This window comes from Bacteroidota bacterium (assembly GCA_025059945.1).
In the GTDB taxonomy this organism is placed as follows: Bacteria; Bacteroidota; Rhodothermia; order JANXDC01; family JANXDC01; genus JANXDC01.
The window spans coordinates 76,164-92,423 of the sequence record JANXDC010000010.1; the positions used below are offsets into that span (position 1 = coordinate 76,164).

Annotated in this window: 17 protein-coding genes; 2 read left to right on the forward strand and 15 right to left on the reverse strand. The window is 62.9% G+C overall.

Features of this window, described 5'->3' with window-relative positions; all coding sequences use genetic code 11:
• Positions 1-3 precede the first annotated feature (3 nt).
• The 7 genes from NZ993_05650 to NZ993_05680 all read right to left on the reverse strand — a co-directional run bounded on the left by NZ993_05650 (position 4) and on the right by NZ993_05680 (position 4,800).
• Entirely contained in the window at positions 4-2,409 is a 2,406-nt protein-coding gene (locus NZ993_05650; GenBank protein MCS7155275.1) for a penicillin acylase family protein, read from the reverse strand.
• A gap of 15 nt (positions 2,410-2,424) precedes the next feature.
• Positions 2,425-2,691, reverse strand: coding sequence for a hypothetical protein (locus NZ993_05655; protein MCS7155276.1), 267 nt, complete (start codon positions 2,689-2,691; stop codon positions 2,425-2,427).
• On the reverse strand, positions 2,688-3,143 hold the full coding sequence (locus NZ993_05660; GenBank protein ID MCS7155277.1) for a molybdenum cofactor biosynthesis protein MoaE: 456 nt from the start codon (positions 3,141-3,143) through the stop codon (positions 2,688-2,690). Before NZ993_05660 ends, NZ993_05655 begins: the two co-directional genes overlap by 4 nt.
• 1 nt (position 3,144) lies before the next feature.
• Complete coding sequence (locus NZ993_05665; GenBank protein ID MCS7155278.1) at positions 3,145-3,399, reverse strand: MoaD/ThiS family protein; 255 nt, start codon at positions 3,397-3,399, stop codon at positions 3,145-3,147.
• A gap of 62 nt (positions 3,400-3,461) precedes the next feature.
• The gene (locus NZ993_05670) at positions 3,462-3,785 is read right to left on the reverse strand and encodes a hypothetical protein (GenBank protein ID MCS7155279.1); all 324 of its coding nucleotides are present in this window, start codon (positions 3,783-3,785) and stop codon (positions 3,462-3,464) included.
• Between the two features lie 144 nt (positions 3,786-3,929).
• Positions 3,930-4,274, reverse strand: coding sequence for a hypothetical protein (locus NZ993_05675; GenBank protein MCS7155280.1), 345 nt, complete (start codon positions 4,272-4,274; stop codon positions 3,930-3,932).
• A 34-nt stretch (positions 4,275-4,308) separates the two neighbouring features.
• The gene (locus NZ993_05680; GenBank protein MCS7155281.1) at positions 4,309-4,800 is read right to left on the reverse strand and encodes an HNH endonuclease; all 492 of its coding nucleotides are present in this window, start codon (positions 4,798-4,800) and stop codon (positions 4,309-4,311) included.
• Positions 4,801-5,229: 429 nt separating this feature from the next.
• Here NZ993_05680 and lon point away from each other — a divergent pair, with 429 nt between their 5' ends.
• Both lon and recG read left to right on the forward strand, forming a co-directional pair.
• On the forward strand, positions 5,230-7,722 hold the full coding sequence (gene lon, locus NZ993_05685; protein MCS7155282.1) for an endopeptidase La: 2,493 nt from the start codon (positions 5,230-5,232) through the stop codon (positions 7,720-7,722).
• Positions 7,723-7,761: 39 nt separating this feature from the next.
• Positions 7,762-9,858 (forward strand): ATP-dependent DNA helicase RecG, encoded by a 2,097-nt coding sequence (recG, locus tag NZ993_05690; GenBank protein MCS7155283.1) that lies wholly within the window; start codon positions 7,762-7,764, stop codon positions 9,856-9,858.
• Positions 9,859-9,873: 15 nt separating this feature from the next.
• On the opposite strand, the gene NZ993_05695 is transcribed toward recG, so the two are convergent.
• The 8 genes from NZ993_05695 to NZ993_05730 all read right to left on the reverse strand — a co-directional run bounded on the left by NZ993_05695 (position 9,874) and on the right by NZ993_05730 (position 16,250).
• Positions 9,874-10,992: a SpoIIE family protein phosphatase gene (locus tag NZ993_05695; GenBank protein MCS7155284.1), complete on the reverse strand. Its 1,119-nt coding sequence runs from the start codon at positions 10,990-10,992 to the stop codon at positions 9,874-9,876.
• Positions 10,989-11,399 carry an ATP-binding protein gene (locus tag NZ993_05700; GenBank protein MCS7155285.1) on the reverse strand — a complete coding sequence of 137 codons (411 nt, stop codon included), beginning with the start codon at positions 11,397-11,399 and terminating at the stop codon, positions 10,989-10,991. Before NZ993_05700 ends, NZ993_05695 begins: the two co-directional genes overlap by 4 nt.
• Before the next feature lie 30 nt (positions 11,400-11,429).
• Positions 11,430-11,783, reverse strand: coding sequence for an STAS domain-containing protein (locus NZ993_05705; protein ID MCS7155286.1), 354 nt, complete (start codon positions 11,781-11,783; stop codon positions 11,430-11,432).
• Positions 11,784-11,928: 145 nt separating this feature from the next.
• Positions 11,929-12,552, reverse strand: a complete 624-nt coding sequence (gene upp, locus NZ993_05710; GenBank protein ID MCS7155287.1) for a uracil phosphoribosyltransferase — start codon at positions 12,550-12,552, stop codon at positions 11,929-11,931.
• 4 nt (positions 12,553-12,556) lie between these two features.
• Complete coding sequence (mutL, locus tag NZ993_05715; GenBank protein ID MCS7155288.1) at positions 12,557-14,383, reverse strand: DNA mismatch repair endonuclease MutL; 1,827 nt, start codon at positions 14,381-14,383, stop codon at positions 12,557-12,559.
• 6 nt (positions 14,384-14,389) lie between these two features.
• Positions 14,390-14,590, reverse strand: a complete 201-nt coding sequence (locus NZ993_05720) for a hypothetical protein (GenBank protein MCS7155289.1) — start codon at positions 14,588-14,590, stop codon at positions 14,390-14,392.
• A 106-nt stretch (positions 14,591-14,696) separates the two neighbouring features.
• Positions 14,697-14,954, reverse strand: a complete 258-nt coding sequence (rpsT, locus tag NZ993_05725) for a 30S ribosomal protein S20 (GenBank protein ID MCS7155290.1) — start codon at positions 14,952-14,954, stop codon at positions 14,697-14,699.
• Between the two features lie 69 nt (positions 14,955-15,023).
• The gene (locus NZ993_05730) at positions 15,024-16,250 is read right to left on the reverse strand and encodes a hemolysin family protein (protein MCS7155291.1); all 1,227 of its coding nucleotides are present in this window, start codon (positions 16,248-16,250) and stop codon (positions 15,024-15,026) included.
• Between the last annotated feature and the right edge of the window lie 10 nt (positions 16,251-16,260).

Below are 16,260 nucleotides of genomic sequence, written 5' to 3' on the forward strand. Positions count from 1 at the left end.
GGCTTATCCTCTAGGACGCAACGTCCAAACGGCTTGGCGCTCCCTCGGGGGCAGCGCCTCCGGCCTTGCCGGCCGCAGCAGCGGCCGCAGTCTGCCACTTTGCCAGAGCCCGATGTCCAGGTCGTAGTAAGGGCTGAAAGGATTTCCCGAGGGCCCGCCGGGCAGGACCCCGTATCCGCGAGGGGAACCGAAGCCGAAATCCACCACCATACGCCAGCTTGCCGAGTGCACGGTCTCCAGATCCCCAGCGGGCCATACCGTATCCCAGAACCCGGGGGCCGGGTAGGGCCCTCGGCCCAGAACGCGCAGCGCCGGGCTGCGCGTGATGTGTGCGAACACAAACCGGTGATGCTTCCCCCAAGTCCAGCCCTGCGGATCGGGCCCGTAGCGGCGCACAAGCGTATCCAAGGCAGCATGCAGGGCCTGCCGAACAAGGTCCTGGGCCCGCTCCCGGCCGGGGGTGTCTTGGCGATCGAACCAGGGGCTCTGCGGGTTTTGCTCAAGCAGATGCAGCAGCACCGCATCGCGCGGGCGTGGTGCCTCCGGAGGAAGTTCATCCCAGACCCGATCGCGCAGCAGGCTCCAGAAAAGCCAAAACAGAAGCGGCTCCGGCTGATCCAGGCCGGCCACCCCGTTCCAGTTAAGCAGCATCCGCACGGCTTGTGCGCGCGCGCTATCCGGCCAAGCGCCCTCGGCCGCCGCGTCGCCGATCCAGGGCCGAAGGCGCCGGAAAAGCCAAACCGTCACATCGGCCTGCATGCGGCGGAAGTCCTCAACCGAGGCGCGGGACAGGGACTCCAGTTGCTCCCGGATGCGCAGCGCCCGAAAGGGGTTGGGCCAGTGATAGCCCAAGTAATACGGGTAATCCGGAGGGGCGGGCTCTTGATTGGCCGAGACCAACCATCCATGCGGCGGGTTTATCGAGGCCGGAAGCGCTTCAAAGGGGATCCAGCCCGTCCACTCTGTGCTATCGGTGGTCCCATCCAGCACACCCCAGCCGTGTCCGTTTCGGCGTACGGGGATCCGGCCGACGCTGCGCAAGGCGATGTGGCCATGGCGGTCCGCGTACAAGATGTTCTGCGCCGGCGCATCCCAGAAGCGTTGCGCGGCCTCAAATTCGGCCCATGATCGGGCGCCGTTGAACCCCCACAGGGCCCGCAGAAGGCCCCGGATTTCGAGAGCCGTCCAGCGCAGAGCGAAGGCACGGCCCTCTCGAAAGAAAACCGGTCCGTGATGGGTAAAGCGCACGGTGTCTAAGATGGGGCTTCCTCCGCGCACGCGCAGCGTATCGACCCACAGCGTAAGCGGCCTCCAAGATCGCCGGTACCAGTAGTACCGCTTTGCGGGGTCCAGTCGCAGGGCGTAGACGTCCAAGACATCCGCCCCGGTGTTGGTGAAAGTCCAGGCCACGTAGTCGTTAAAGCCGATCACCACGGCGGGTGTGCCGGGGATGGTGACGCCGTATATGTTTCGCGTGGGGCTCACCAAGTGCACCTCGTACCAGATCGAGGGCAGGGTCAGGCGCAGATGGGGATCTCCGGCCAGCAGGGGAAGCCCGCTCTTGGAGCGGGCCCCGGAGACGGCCCAATGGTTGCTCCCCAGATCGAGCTGCTCCGACCGTACCAGGCCTTCCCCTATACCTATGAAAGAAGGCTGAACGCGGCTTGGCGGCCTCTGGCCCGGGCCAGAAGCGAAGGGCTCCGCTATGGGACTGTGTTGGGGGTAGAGCTCCCGAACCGCCTCTTGGCCCAAGCGCTCGGCTAGCTGGCTCATGGCCAAATCATCGAGCCGAAAGGTGAGCTCGAAGGCTTGTAGCAGAGCGATCAGCAGGCTCCGCTCCGGGCTCCAGAGCTCGGGCCGGTAGCCCAAAAGGCGGAATTCGAGGGGGTAGTCCTGAGGCCGCAGACGGCTTACGTACGCGTTTACGCCCTGGCTAAAGGCCTCCAGCAACATCCAGTCGATCCCCTTCTCTTGGCGCAGCCGCTCTGCCGCGCGGCGGGCAGCCCAGGCCATGCCGGTGCGCCTGAAGTCGCGATCGCGCTCCAGGAAGGCCGGCCCCAGGACTTCAGCTAGCCTCCCGGCCGCCGTGCGAGCCAGGAGATCCATCTGAAAGAGCCGATCCCGAGCTACAACATAGCCCAACGCGAGCGCCAGATCCCGGTCTTCTTGTGCGAACAAATGCGGCACTCCGCGGGCGTCGCGCACGATCAGAACCGGCCGAGAAAGACCCGGCAGCGATAGCTTCAGCCGCTTCGGCTCCCGGGCTGCGCGAGCCGTTCGGTAAAGGCCATCCCATGGGTCGAGGAACAGCTCAGGGGGCGGAAGCGAACCCCAACGCAGGGTGAGGGCCCAGGAGCAGGCGGCTAGCAGCAACAGGCGCGCGCTTAAGCGCAAGTACAGGCGCGTCATGGATGAGAACGAGACCTAATCCGGATGCCTCCAGATCAGGGCGGCCGTCAGCACGACTCCTATGGCGAGGCCCACGCCGAAGGTGATCCACAGGGCGCGCTCAGGATCCTGGCGCACCCGTCGCCTCAGTTCGCGCCGAAGGGCCACTACGTTCGCCTCCAGGTTTCGAACGCGCTCCTGCCATCCGGACTGCAGCTCATCGCGCAGCTGCTGCAGAGCGGATTCCAGCTGCTCCAGACGCGTTTGCCAGGAGGTGGGCTCGGGGTTGGGTTTCGGGCTCATGGTTGTCCTTGGGCTGGCTCATGCTCCGGAATCGGGGTTCCGGGGGCCCAATGAAGGCCCGTTGCGGTGCGCTCTTGCTTCCAAATGGGGGCCCGCACCTTGAGGGCCTCGATTACGTATCGGCAAGCCGAAAAGGCCCCGTCTCGATGAGGGGCGGAGACGACCACGGCCACGCTGGGCTCGCCAGCGGGGACAAGGCCGAGGCGATGCGCCACGGCCACCCGGCAAATCGGAAAACGCTCCAGCGCCTCCTGGGCGATGCGCCTAAGCTCGGCCTCGGCCATGCTCACGTAGGCCGTGTACCGAAGCTCGAGCGTCTCCCGACCGTCCGTGATCCGGCGGGCGACGCCTAAAAAGAGCTCTACAGCCCCCGACTTGGGTACAACAGCCCACCTTACGAGGGCCGGCCAATCCAGAGGCTCCTCTTGTACGGAGACGCGAATCGGATCCACCTCATCCTCCGCTCACGGGGGGTAGCAGGGCCAGCTCATCGTCCGCCGTAACCGGCGTTTCGGCGTGCGCGCAGCGTCCCCCCACGGCCATCCGACAGAGCGGACGCCAAGAGGCCAAATCCGGATAACGGGCCTCCAGAAGCGCCCACAGCTGGGCCACCGTCGTAGGACCTGGATCCGGAAGCTCCAGCGCCTCAACCCCGAACAGATCCTGAAGCGGCCCGAAGATCCGGATGCGCAGCGTGCGGCTCTGCATCGAGTTTCACCTTTTGCCATATAAAGTAGCCTCGCCTGGGCCTCGGGTTCAAGGGGGATCCTTTAGCGTATTCGAATCCGGGCTTGAGCGCCCCATAGAAGCGAACTCCGGGGATCTGGCCCGTACAGGCGCAAACGCACGCGCGAACGCTGAGCGGCCATGAGCGTATCCAGCGCGCTGATGACGTGATTGGCGGTGATGACCATCCAGGCGTATCCGGCGCGCCGGAGTAGCGCGTTGGCCTGAGCGTGAAGGCGGGCATAGGCCCAAAAGCGCCCTGAGACGTTGCGGCGGTCCTGGGGGTTATCCGCCCCCTCGTAGTCCGACCAACCCGGAGCGAATTGGAAGTAATTTGCCGATGCGCCCGTAGTACTGCTGCGACCCATAGGACGAAAGCCGGTGGGAGAACGGCATCCCGTTAGGAAAGCGGGCCCGAGCCTCGGCTGCATTGAGCTCGCGCAGATCCACTAGCGCCCAATCCCACCTCCCGTCCCCTGTAGGCTGCCCTCCGAATGGTAATGGAGGGACCACTATTGGCCAGAGTAGCCGTTAAGCCATTGCGCATAGCGCACCACACTCCAATGCTGGCGCGCGCAAGCGTGCACGCGCTCGAAGGCCTTCTGGCCTTGGGCCCGGTAATATGCCACCCCTAGCCAAGCCAGAGCCTCGGCGAACGCAAAGAGCGCGGCTGGCAGAGCTCGCCCCGTGTAAAGCTGACCCGCTCCTGGAACCACGGCGAAGAGGGTGAAGGCCATAGCGGGTGAGGGCGTTTGAGCAGGCCCTTGAGGGCTCAGAGTCGTCAAGACGTAAGCGTAGGGACCGAGCTTGCCTAAGGCCTCCTGATGGGCCCAGGCGCACGTGTCTACCCCGAACATTGGGGCTCCTTTCCCTCTGGGCTCGAGGCCTATATCACATGAACAGATAAGGCTTCCAGGACTCCTCGAAATTGCCCGCAGAAGCGCGCAGAAAAAGAATATGACTGGGGCGGAAGGGGCGCCTCAGCAGCCGCATGCCGGCCTCTTCAGGGGTGCGATTCCCTTTGCGGTTGTTACACGCCGTACAAGCCGTGACCAGGTTCTCCCAAGAATCCGTGCCCCCTTTGGATTTGGGCACGACGTGATCAACGGTCAACCGCTCTCGGCTGCCGCAGTACTGACAGCGGAATCCATCCCGGCGCAGGACGTTTCGGCGCGAGAGCATGACGCGCTTATGCGGGATCGCCACATAATACCGAAGCCGAATGATGCTGGGCAGCGGCAGGCGCGTGCTGGGAGAGTGCAGGAAATACCCATCCCGCGCGGCCAACAGCTCCGCCTTACGGCAGCATAGCAGGCCGATGGCGCGTTGCACCGAGCAAATCGTAAGGGGACGGTAGTCGTGATTGAGTACGAGCACCCGCACGTGGAGAAGACCCGCCCTGCGCTGCTCTAAGGCCGGAGCTGGCGCGAGGGGCGCGCTCGGGGTATGTAACAACCCGTTACTGAATGGTCTGCCTCCAATTGAACGGAGCCGTGCCGGAGTCTGCCCGCTCCATCAGCCTGGGGCCGTTCAGGTTATGCTGGGCGGCTCGGATTCGCATCGCCACCTTAAATATCCACGTGGGCGCGCTCAGGTTCCGCTCGCTAGGCCGACATCATGACGGCGGGGAATATAGCGGTTTTTTTAAGCTTGTCAAGTCCGCCGAGGACGGATGCGGATTTCTTAATCACTGCCGCAGTGGCAGCCATCTTATTCTTTTGGAGCATAGAGCTGCCGAAATGGCTCACTAGGAGGCCGCGGCAGAGCTTTTGCCATTCTCGAGCCTGCGCATTAGATGTGGGGCTTCCGCGCATGAAGCCGTTTCTGTGGTTACGCGACGAAGACTGGGAGCAAGGTCTTCCGCTGCCTAGCGGGGAAGAAGAGGAAGAAGGGGGGCATTGGGAGCCCCTTCCCGATGCCTTGCCTATTCTGCCGCTTCGCAATACCGTTCTCTTCCCGGGTGTTGTAGTTCCCATCACGGCGGGAAGGGAAAAGTCATTACGCCTGCTGCGAGACAGCGTTGAACGGGATCAGCTCGTCGGCGTGGTGGCACAAAAGGACCCCAACGTCGATGATCCGGGTCCGGAGGACCTATATCAAGTGGGTACGATAGTCAAGGTCCTCAAGATCATCCGCGTGCCCGACGGCTCACAGAGCGTAGTCATCCAAGGCAGACGGCGCTTCGCCATTTTGGACTACCTCCAGACAGAGCCCTATCTCGTAGCACGGATCGAGCCCATAGAGGAGGCCTTCACCCACACCATGGAGCTGGAGGCCCTGGTGCGCTCGATCAAAGAGCTCGCCACGCAGATTATCAACTTATCGCCCAACATTCCCAACGATGCCGCCTATGCGATCCAGAATATTGAAAACCCGGCCTTCCTGATTCACTTCATCGCCTCGAACCTGCAGCTGTCGGTCGCCGAAAAGCAGCGGCTTCTGGAGGTGCGGTCTTTGGAACAGCGGGCGGAGATGATCTTAGAGCACCTCAACCGCGAGCTTCAGGTGCTGCGGCTAAGTGAGGAGATCCGCAATAAAGTCCGCTCCGACATCGAACGGCAGCAGCGGGAGTATTTTCTACGTCAGCAGCTAAAGACGATTCAAGAGGAGCTCGGGGAGGCCGACGGGCCCACAGCCGAGCTGGCGGAGCTGCGCAAGCGCGCGGTCGAAAAAGCCCTCCCCGAAGAGGCCCGGCAGACCCTAGAGCGAGAGCTCAAGCGCCTGGAGCGCATCCCCCCCATGTCGCCGGAGTACACGGTCACGCGCAACTACATCGATTGGATCCTGGATCTGCCATGGCAGGAGTACTCCGAGGACGTATTGGATCTGAAGCGCGCTCAGGAGATCCTGGACGAGGATCATTTCGATCTGGAGCGGGTCAAGAAGCGCATCCTGGAGTATTTGGCCGTGCTGAAGCTTAAAGGCGACATGAAGGCGCCGATTCTGTGCTTCTACGGCCCTCCTGGTGTCGGCAAGACCTCGTTGGGCAAATCCATCGCCCGCGCTTTGGGGCGCAAGTTCGTGCGCATCTCCCTAGGCGGGGTGCGCGATGAGGCGGAGATCCGGGGCCACAGGCGCACCTACGTGGGCGCCCTGCCCGGCCGGATCATCCAGGGCCTGCGCAAAGCCGGCACGGCCAACCCGGTTTTTATGCTCGATGAGATCGATAAACTGGGACTGGATTTCCGAGGGGACCCGGCTTCGGCCCTGCTAGAGGTACTCGATCCGGAGCAAAACGCGACCTTTAGCGATCACTACCTAGAGCTGCCCTTTGATCTCTCGCGCGTGATGTTCATCGCCACGGCCAACTACCTGGATACGATCCCAACGCCCCTGCGAGATCGCATGGAGATCATCGAAATCCCCGGCTACACCCAGGAGGACAAGCTGCAGATCGCCCGCCGGCATCTCATCCCGAAGCAGCTAGCCGAGCACGGGCTTAAGCCGGATCAGCTCCACTTCGCGGAGGGGGCCATTCGGAAGCTCATCCAGGACTATACGCGCGAGGCAGGGGTCCGAAACTTAGAGCGCTCGATTGCGGCCATCTGCCGCGGGGTGGCCAAGGAGGTGGCCACGGGCGAGCTAGCGCAATCCGTAACCATAGACGAAGGCGCCGTCAGGCGCTACCTGGGCCCGGAAAAATACTTCAACGAGGTGGCCGAACGCACGGAAACGCCCGGCGTGGCCACGGGGCTAGCCTGGACCCCCACGGGAGGGGATCTGCTCTTCATCGAGGCCACGGCCATACCGGGCTCGGGCCGGCTTATCCTGACCGGACAACTCGGCGAGGTGATGAAGGAGTCCGCCCAGGCCGCCTGGAGTTACGTCAAAGCCCACGCCCGAGAGCTAGGCCTTGCGTGGTCGTTTTTCAAGCACTGGGACGTGCACGTGCACGTGCCCGCCGGAGCCGTTCCCAAGGACGGCCCTTCGGCCGGGGTGACGATCCTAACCGCCCTGGTGTCGCTGCTTACGCAGCGCCGCGCCCGATCCGATGTGGCCATGACCGGGGAGATCACCCTGCGCGGGCTGGTTTTGCCCGTTGGGGGGATCAAGGAGAAAGTCCTGGCCGCCCGCCGCGCCGGCATCAGCCGGGTCATCCTGCCGGCCCGCAACGAAAAGGACCTGGAGGACGTACCCGAGGAGGCCCGTCGGGAGCTGCAGTTCCACTGGGTCTGGCGCGTAGAAGAGGTATTGGAGCTGGCCCTTGAGCCCAAACCGATAGCCGATCCGCAGCAGCGCTTCGCTCCTCCAGAGCCGGAGCCCAAGACCTCGGCGGCTTCGGTCACCGAAGTAGAAGTGCAGTAACGCCGCTCCGGCTGGCGCCATATATTTAATGGCGCACCGATGCGCTCTTGGCACACTCCCATCGAACACTTAAAAGGAGTAGGTCCTCAACGCACCCGGGCCCTGGCGACCGCGGGAGTGCGGACCTTCAGGGATCTGCTCTGGTACCTGCCCCGACGTTACCTGGATCGCAGCACGATCGTTCCCATCCGGGAGCTGCAGCCCCAGCAGGGCGGGGTGACGGTCTTGGGCCAGGTGCGGGCCCAGGCGCTCGTGGAGGGGCTGCGGGGGCGGAGCCGCTTTGAAGTCCTGCTGGATGACGGCACCGGACAGCTTGTTTGCGTCTGGTTTCAGGGACTATCCTGGATCAGCAAGCAATTTCAGACCGGCCAATGGGTGGCCTTTCACGGGGTGCCGCAACGCTACGGGGCTCGCCTGCAGCTGGTGCACCCGGATTACGACAAGCTGGAGGGGGATTCGGATCCCCCCCTTCGCACAGGCGCGATCATACCCCTGTACCCAGGCTCACAGGCCCTGGAACGGGTCAACCTGAACAGCGTCGGCATCCGCCGGCTTCTGCGGCGGCTGCTGGAGGAGCCCCTGCCTCCGCTGCCGGATCCGCTTCCGGAATGGATACGGACCCGCTACGGGCTCATGCCCCTGCAAGAGGCCTTGATCACCGTGCACATCCCGCCAAGCTGGGCCCTTCTGGAGGAGGCCCAGCGCCGGCTCAAATTCGATGAGCTGTTCACCCTGCAGCTGCTCTTGGCTTGGTCCCGCTACGGGGGAGGAGCGCAACCCCAACGAGGCCCCGTTTTTGAACGAGCCGGACCCCGGTTTCGGGCCTTTTATGAGCGCTTGCCCTTTGTCCTGACGGAGGGGCAAAAACAGGCCATCCGGGACATTTATCGGGATGTGCGAAGGGGAGGCCTGATGAACCGACTGCTTCAGGGCGATGTGGGAAGCGGCAAAACCATTGTGGCTATCGCCGCCATGCTCTTGGCCCTGGACTCGGGCTATCAGGCCGCGCTCATGGCCCCCACGGAGATCCTGGCCGAACAGCACTACAGCGTGTTGCAAGAGCACATCGGGCACATCGATGTGCAGATTGGCCTGCTTACGGGCAGCCTTGGGCGCGCCGAACGGGCGCGCCTGCTGGAGGCGATCAGCACAGGTGCGATCCAGATCCTCGTGGGCACGCATGCGCTCATCCAAGAGGACGTGCGTTTTCACCGTCTGGGGCTTGTGGTCATCGATGAGCAGCATCGTTTCGGGGTGCTGCAGCGCGCCGCGCTGCGGCGTAAGGGATCGTGCCCGCATCTGTTGGTCATGACCGCGACGCCCATACCCCGATCGCTGGCCCTCACCCTGTACGGCGACCTCGATGTGTCCACAATCCGCGAGCTACCCCGAGGTCGAAAACCCGTCAGCACGCACTTGGTATCGGAGACACAGCGCGAGGCGCTGTATGGCTTTTTGGAGGGCGAGCTGGCCCGGGGTCGGCAGGCTTACATCGTCTATCCCCTCGTGGAGGAATCCGAGGCCTTGGACCTTCGGAACGCCCAGGCGGGGTATGCGCAAATCCGCGCGCGCTTTCCCCATCGACGCGTGGGGCTGCTGCACGGTCGCATGCCGGCTGGGGAAAAAGAGGCCGTCATGCGCGCTTTTAAGGCCGGCGAGCTCGACATCCTGGTCGCCACCACGGTCATCGAGGTGGGCATCGACGCACCCAACGCCACGGTGATCGTAATCGAGCACGCCGAGCGCTTTGGGCTGGCCCAGCTACATCAGCTGCGCGGCCGCGTCGGCCGAGGATCGGAGCGGGCGCACTGCTTCCTTGTGGCCTCTTCCCCCCGAAGCCCCGAGGCGGAGGCGCGCCTGCGGGTGCTTCTGGAAACCACAGATGGGTTTCGCCTAGCCGAGCGCGACTTGGAGCTGCGTGGACCCGGCGATTTCTTCGGAACCCGGCAGACGGGCCTCCCTGAGCTGCGAATGGCCAACCTGCTCACGGATCAAGCGATCCTGCAACAAGCGCGAGAAGCGGCCTTGACGCTGATCGAGCGCGACCCTAGCCTCGCGGAGCCCGCACATCGAGAGTTGGCTGAGCTATTGCGCACCCGATATGGGCTCCCGCTGGAACTGGCCCGCATCGGCTAAGCCGCAGGATGGGGCTTACTTCAAGCGCTCCAGAAGCAGCAACAGGGCATCATCCCGGAATCGTCTCTCGGGGCTCGCCTGAAGGATGTGCTCTACCAAGCTCCTGGGTTCGACCCCGGGCCGATAGGCCGCCTCCACCGCCTGGGCCAGCCCCTCCTCCCCTAGCTGCGCTTCGGCGCCCACGGGGAGCTCTAGCAGGGCGTCCGTGTACAAAAGCACGCTCATACCAGGCTCCAGAACGCGCCGAAGCTCCGAATAAGTCGCTTGGGGGTCCAGACCCAAGATCAGGTTCCCTTCTTGCGCAAACCAAACTTGACCGTTCCAATAAAACAGCGGCCGGCAGTGCCCCGCGTTGGCCAGCGACAGCTCATGCCGTACGGGATCGAGTATAGCCACCAGCAGCGAAGCAAAGGTGTCCTGTAGGATGTGGTCTTTGATCAAGATCCGATTAAGACGCGTAAGCAGCGCCCCTGGGGAGGCTTCACCTTCAGCTAGCGTCCGAAGTGTCCCCCGGATATAGGACATGAAGCTGAAGGCGTAAAACTTTGCCTGCACCCCTTTGCCCATAACGTCGCCCACGACGAAGAGGAATCGCCCCCCCTCCAGGGCCATCCAGTCAAACAGGTCCCCTCCTCCCGTTTGCAGGGGGTCGTAGTAGAGCCTGAGCCTATAGCCGGGAACGTCGGGCAGGCCCTCGGGCATGAGCCGCCGGGAGAAGTCCTGGCTCAGCCGCATATCCAACTGGGACCGATACAGAGCCGTGCGCTCCAGAAGCCTTTCCACACGGATCAGGAGCTCCTCTATGTCGAAGGGCTTAACCAGATAATCATCGGCCCCCATGCGTATGCCCTGTCGGCGCGAATGTTCATCGGCTTTGGCGGTCAGAAAAATAAACGGGATCGCCCGCGTAGGCTCACGCTCCTGCAGCCGCCGCTGTAGCTCATAGCCATCCATAACGGGCATCATGATGTCGGAGATGATCAGGTCAGGGGGATCCTGCTGAATCAGCTCCAAGGCCTCCATCCCATTGGTGGCCACTAGCACCCGATAGCGTTTGCCTAAGCTGTACTGGAGCAGTCGCCGTACGGTTGGCTCATCTTCAACCACGAGAATCGTAGGCGCGTGCTCGCTCATCCCTCCACCCACACCTGAAAGCAGTTCCACCCCTCTCGACTCTGATAGAGCACGCGCTTAGAGAGGGCTTGGATGAAGGCCAATCCCCGACCCCGTTCGGCCTCCAAGTCATCCAAGGCCGCAGATTGCTGCGCACAACGATCCCAATCAAAACCCAGGGAGTTGTCGTAAATCCGACAGCAGACACCTCGGGGCTCGGTGGTCTCAAACTCCAGTACGATCTCCGGGCCTTTTCCGTTAAAGACGGCATGTTCTACGAGGTTGGCCACCCATTCGTGCACGATAAGCCGCAGCTTCAATAGCCCCTCTTCCCCTAAGACGCGCATAAGCCCATCGGGCTGTGCGAGCCAATGGGCGAATTGATCAAGGAGCTCCTCCGTTATGGTTTCGAGGTTGTGGAAGCGCATGCGGACGCATCCCATCGCAGCTCGCCGTACTTACGAGGCCTTAGCCGGCATGAGCGCGGCCTGAGCGGCCTCGACCGTGGGGAAGATTTTGAAGATCCGGTTGGTGTGCGTGAGCTCGATGACCATCTGCACCGGTCGAGAGAGGTTAGCGAAGACGATATGTCCGCCCCTTGGAGTTATCTTCCGATAGGCGGAGAAGATCGCCCCCAGACCGGTGGAATCCAGGATGCCCGTATTGGAAAAGTCCAGGATGAGGTTCAACACGCCCGCCTGCAACAAGGCGTCTATCAGGTTTTTGAACTCCTGCGCGTTGCGGTAGTCCAGGGCCTTGCCCACGGCGATTACATGGGTACGCGGCGTGATCCCCCGTACGGAGAAGGACATGCCTTCGACTCCTTGTCTTGCCTCGAGCAACTTTATACCAAGAACCGTACCGACGTCCTAGCGCGCCGGTTTCGCCGTTCGCCGCAAGCTTTCTGGGCGAAGGCGAGGGCGATTTTTCCCCCGAGGGGCAAAACCGAAATCCCCCTCAGGTGCCGAAAGCGCGATCGCCCGCATCCCCCAGACCGGGCAAGATGAAAGCGCTCCTGTTCAGCTCCCGATCGAGCGCGGCGGCGTAAATGCGCACATCCGGATGCCGGTCCGCCAGCCGCCGCACGCCTTCGGGAGCGGCCACCAAGCAAGCGAAGCGCAGCTGGCGCGCCCCTCGGGCCTTCAGCGCGCTCAAGGCGTCATCGGCGCTACCTCCGGTGGCGAGCATGGGGTCGACCAGAATCACCCAAGCCTCCTCCAACCCAGGAGGCAGTTTGGCGTAGTAGTCCACGGGCCGGTGGGTGGCCTCATCGCGATACATGCCCAGGTGCCCGATGCGCGCTTCGGGCAAGTATTGCACGAACCCGTCCACCATGCCCAGTCCGGCCCTCAGGATCGGCACGACGATAACCTCCGTATCCAACACATACCCCACGGTGGGTTCTAGGGGGGTTTCTATGGGCACGGGGCGAACGGGTAGATCGCGCAAAACCTCGTAGGCGAGCAAAGCGGCCGTCTGATGCAGAAGACGGCGAAACTCCCCGTGTGAGGTGCGCCGATCCCGCAGCGCGGTCAGGTTGCGCTGAATGAGCGCGTGTCGGATGATCGTAAGATTTTCCATATCCCTAGGCTCTTTCCAGGTGTCCGATGCGACCAAAACGACGATCCAATTCCTCCAAGGTGAGCTGAATGATCGTGGGCCGCCCGTGGGGGCACGCATACGGCATCTGGCAGGCGAAAAGGTGATGCAACAGGGATTCCATTTCCGACGGACTCAGGACGTCGCCCGATTTAACGGCCATTTGGCAGGCCAAAGCTTTAGCCAGGGCCTCTCGGCTGGAGGAGGAGACCTCTGCGTGCTGATAACGTTTATAGCGGGCCAAGAGCTCTTGCAGGATCGTCTGCTCGCGCCCTGGACGCACTTCTGCGGGTACCCCGAGCAGGCTAACCTGGCGTCCAGCTCCCCACTTCAGCACAAAGCCAAGACGACACAGATCATGTGCCAACTCCTTGAGCAACTCAAAGTCCTCCGGAGGGAGCACTAGGGTATGCGGAAACAATAGCTGTTGCGTAGCCGGAAGACCACCCTCTAAGGCGTGCAGGGCCTGCTCATAAAGCACCCGCTCATGAGCCGCGTGCTGGTCGACGATAAGCACCCCAGAGCGGATCTGCACCAAGATGTAGCGGTTGTGTAATTGCCAGAATAGCCGAGCCTCCTGTAGGGGATCCCAGGCCTCTTTGGGCTCGAGGGGCTTTTCGGGCTTCGCGGAAGCGCGATCGCCCTCTGCTGAATCCCGGCAAGCCTCTGAGTATGGGGCGGACAGGGGTCGAAGGACGCCCTGAGGCATGAGAGCGGTCTTCGGCAGCGCGGATCCCGATGGCCCGGTGCCGAACTCCGTCTTTGGGGGAGGGCCGGTCCGTTCCACAAGGCGCGCGCCATACCAGACGGCCTCAGGGACTACACGGGCCTCCCCCAGAGCGCGCCGCACCGCCGCTCGCACCACGGCGTGGAGGGCCGGCTCGTCGTCGAATTTAACCTCCTCCTTTGTGGGGTGCACGTTGACGTCCACATGGCGGGGATCTAACGTCAGGAAAAGCACAAACGGAGGGTGGCTTTCCCTGGGGATGAGCTCACCATAGGCGCTGTATACGGCATGATCCAGGGGCCTATGCCGCACATAGCGGCCGTTAACAAACCAGAACGGCTCCCCACGGCTTATGCGAGAAAAGACGGGTTTGGCCACGTAACCTTGCAGCGCAACGTAGGGGGTCTCCTCCCGAACCGCCACCCAGTCTTCAGGCCCAGACGGCTCCAAGAGACGGGCCAGCCGATCCAGGAGCGCCTCCGGAGGAAGCACGTAGACGGGCTCCCCTTGGTAGAACAACGTGAAGGCGATACGGCTGTAGCAGAGCGCTAGGCGCCGAAAGACGTTCAGGATATGCCTCCACTCGGTGGCATCGGACTTTAAAAAACGCCTGCGGGCGGGGGTGTTGTAGAACAAATTGCGCACCGAAACCGAGGTGCCCACGGGAGCCGAGCAGGCCTCAACGCCCTTGAGGCGCCCCCCTTCGATGCGCACACAGGTTCCATACGCGTCCTCGGGGCGTCGGGTGCGCAGTTCCACCTGAGCAACGGCCGCGATGGAAGCCAGCGCCTCCCCCCGAAACCCAAGTGTGCTGATAGCCTGTAAGTCCTCCAGCCGGGCGATTTTGCTCGTGGCATGTCGCTCAAAACAGAGTACGGCATCCTCGGCGCTCATGCCGCAGCCGTTGTCTATAACTTGCACGAGGCTCTTGCCCGCATCCCGAACATGAACTTCGATTCTATTGGCTCCGGCATCGATGGCGTTCTCCAACAGTTCCTTCACCACAGAGGCGGGGCGTTGCACCACCTCCCCGGCCGCGATCTGGTTTACAAGAGGTTCCGGCAACCGACGGATTACGCCCGCCATACCCCCTCACAGACGCCAATACAGATACAGGGCCATCAACAGCAGCGCGATCATCCACAATAGCGACAGAGGGGCGCGGCGCCGGCGGCGCAGTAGGCGCGCTCGCTGCCGGGCTAGTCGCTCGCGCAGGCTCTGCTCGCGAGTGGGATCATAGTAACGGGGGTGGTACTCAAAACGTCGATGCGTAGGGCGTCGGGTGAAGATCATGCGCCGCGGGCTGGCTAGACTTAGCGAAGATACGAGCCAGCCCTGAAGGGGTGCAAAAACGCGAAGCCCTGGACGACTACCGTCCAGGGTGAACAGAACAATCGGCTCAGGCGGGCAGCCGGGCGATATGATGCGCTAGCTGGGTTTTCTTGCGAGCTGCCTTGTTTTTATGGATAAGCCCTTTCGTGGCCAGCCGATCGATGACCGCCTGAGCTTCTCGGTAAAGGGCCTCCGCTTCGGCCCGCGAGCTAGCGCGCAGCACCTTTTTGATGAGGGTCTTCATCTTAGAGCGCTGCGCTCGGTTGCGCAAGTATCGCTTCAGGCTCTGCCGAGCGCGTTTGGCGGCTGATTTCGTATTGGGCATGGGGCCTAACCTTCCTAGACGAGCTACAGAGCGCAAATATAGCCGAGCCCGGAGGCTCTGCGCAACCGATTAGGCGCGCTCTTGAGGCGATAGGAGGATGAGCTTAACAAGATCGATGCGCGAAGGGGTGGCGCGCGTGATGATAACGCGGAACCGGTCGTCCAGCACGAACTCTTCGTTTACCTTTGGGATCACCCCCAGGCGATCCATGATGTAGCCGGCCAGCGTCTCGTAGTCGCCTTCCGGGATGCCGAGCCGAAAACGGGCGTTGAGCTCCTCAACCGAGGCCCTTCCGCTCAAGATGAACGTGTGGGGATTGAGGCGTCGCAATACGAGCTCCTCTTCGTCGTATTCGTCCTGGATATCGCCGACGAGTTCTTCGAGCAGATCCTCCAAGGTGATCAGCCCGGCTGTTCCGCCGTACTCGTCTAGCACGATGGCCATGTGCTGGCCCGTGCGGCGAAATTCAAGGAGCATCTCCGCGGCGGGCTTGGATTCAGGAGCAAAGAGCACGGGCCGCAGCACATCCAAGATCCGCTCCGGCCGCCGAAACAGGTCCTGCACTTTAACCAGTCCGATGATCGTATCGATGGTCTCCCGATAGACGGGCAGGCGCGAATAGCCGGTCTGGCGGAAGCGCGCGATCGCCTCCGAAACCGAGCTGTGCTCCTCCAGGGCCTCGATCTCAGTCCGGGGCACCATGAGGTCTTTTAGGCGTCGTTCGCCAAGGGCTAGGACACGCTCCAGCCATAGGGACTCTGAAAAGGCGGGATCCGGGAAAGCGGTTGTCTGCGGAGCCAGATCAAGCGGGGGATCTCCGAGGCCTTGCTCCTCTCGTCGGCCCAGCGCATAGATGAGCGGATAAAACAGATACACGAGGGCTCGGCCGGGATACGCCAGCGGCAGCACGAGCCGATCGGCCCCGTACCTGCCCGCTAAAGAGGGCAGGAGCCAGGCCAGAACGTAATAGGCCACCCCCAATAGCACGGCCCCGCTAAGCCCCGTGCACAGGGTGCGATAGGGCTCCAGCAAGAAAACCCAGAGCTGTCCCACGTGGGGCTCCAGAGCACCCCATGCGCCCCAGGCGTAGGCTACGCCTCCGAGTATGCGGCCAAGCCAGGCCCCGTGACGATACCAGTCGGGATGTCGCAGGAGCTCCAAGGCGGCCGTCGCCTTTGGGGTGCGCAGCCCCATGAGCTCCGCCCAGGCCCGCGTAGCCTGCCCATAAGCTTGCGCAAAAAGCGCGCAGAAGGCCGCCAGCAGCAGTCCCAACAGGGCCAGCACCAGGTCGCCCATCGCGGTGCGT

Excerpts from the sequence above, each read along its gene's own strand:
- upp (MCS7155287.1), bottom strand. The coding sequence starts at position 12,552 with ATGGAAAATCTTACGATCATCCGACACGCGCTCATTCAGCGCAACCTG.
- NZ993_05695 (MCS7155284.1), bottom strand. The coding sequence starts at position 10,992 with ATGAGCGAGCACGCGCCTACGATTCTCGTGGTTGAAGATGAGCCAACC.
- NZ993_05720 (MCS7155289.1), bottom strand. The coding sequence starts at position 14,590 with ATGATCTTCACCCGACGCCCTACGCATCGACGTTTTGAGTACCACCCC.
- NZ993_05665 (MCS7155278.1), bottom strand. The coding sequence starts at position 3,399 with ATGCAGAGCCGCACGCTGCGCATCCGGATCTTCGGGCCGCTTCAGGAT.
- NZ993_05670 (MCS7155279.1), bottom strand. The coding sequence starts at position 3,785 with ATGGGTCGCAGCAGTACTACGGGCGCATCGGCAAATTACTTCCAATTC.
- NZ993_05675 (MCS7155280.1), bottom strand. The coding sequence starts at position 4,274 with ATGTTCGGGGTAGACACGTGCGCCTGGGCCCATCAGGAGGCCTTAGGC.
- rpsT (MCS7155290.1), bottom strand. The coding sequence starts at position 14,954 with ATGCCCAATACGAAATCAGCCGCCAAACGCGCTCGGCAGAGCCTGAAG.
- mutL (MCS7155288.1), bottom strand. The coding sequence starts at position 14,383 with ATGGCGGGCGTAATCCGTCGGTTGCCGGAACCTCTTGTAAACCAGATC.
- NZ993_05705 (MCS7155286.1), bottom strand. The coding sequence starts at position 11,783 with ATGTCCTTCTCCGTACGGGGGATCACGCCGCGTACCCATGTAATCGCC.
- NZ993_05650 (MCS7155275.1), bottom strand. The coding sequence starts at position 2,409 with ATGACGCGCCTGTACTTGCGCTTAAGCGCGCGCCTGTTGCTGCTAGCC.
- recG (MCS7155283.1), top strand. The coding sequence starts at position 7,762 with ATGCGCTCTTGGCACACTCCCATCGAACACTTAAAAGGAGTAGGTCCT.
- NZ993_05655 (MCS7155276.1), bottom strand. The coding sequence starts at position 2,691 with ATGAGCCCGAAACCCAACCCCGAGCCCACCTCCTGGCAAACGCGTCTG.
- NZ993_05700 (MCS7155285.1), bottom strand. The coding sequence starts at position 11,399 with ATGCGCTTCCACAACCTCGAAACCATAACGGAGGAGCTCCTTGATCAA.
- NZ993_05730 (MCS7155291.1), bottom strand. The coding sequence starts at position 16,250 with ATGGGCGACCTGGTGCTGGCCCTGTTGGGACTGCTGCTGGCGGCCTTC.
- lon (MCS7155282.1), top strand. The coding sequence starts at position 5,230 with ATGAAGCCGTTTCTGTGGTTACGCGACGAAGACTGGGAGCAAGGTCTT.